The organism is Mesorhizobium sp. M7A.F.Ca.MR.362.00.0.0, assembly GCF_004023175.1.
Classification (GTDB): Bacteria; Pseudomonadota; Alphaproteobacteria; order Rhizobiales; family Rhizobiaceae; genus Mesorhizobium.
Genome location: NZ_RZTF01000085.1, coordinates 5,959 through 6,296 on the forward strand (window position 1 = coordinate 5,959; position 338 = coordinate 6,296).

A 338-nucleotide genomic window follows, 5' to 3' on the forward strand; every position below is an offset into this window, starting at 1 on the left:
CTTTTATCTTGGGCGCTTGAGTTTGTCAACGCTCGTTGATATTTGATTTTCATGAGCACGAATCATTCGAAAAAACCGAGCAAGTCGGATCGCACCCGAGGGCAAATCCTGGATGCCGCCAGAGATCTGTTTGCCGAGCACGGCTATGACGGCGCGTCGATCCGCGATGTCGGGACCCGCGCCTCGATCGATCCGGCCATGGTGATCCGCTATTTCCGCAGCAAGGACGAATTGTTCGCCCGGGCGGCACTCGTCGACCTGCAACTGCCGGCACTTCGGGTGATCGACCCGGCCACCGTCGGCGAAACTTTGATCAGGCGGTTTCTCGAAGTCTGGGA

General features: G+C 57.7%; 1 protein-coding gene. It reads left to right on the forward strand.

What is annotated here, in order from left to right; translation table 11 throughout:
* Positions 1-51: 51 nt before the first annotated feature.
* A partial coding sequence (locus EOC06_RS42475; protein WP_245469573.1) for a TetR/AcrR family transcriptional regulator occupies positions 52-338 on the forward strand: 287 nt, incomplete at its 3' end.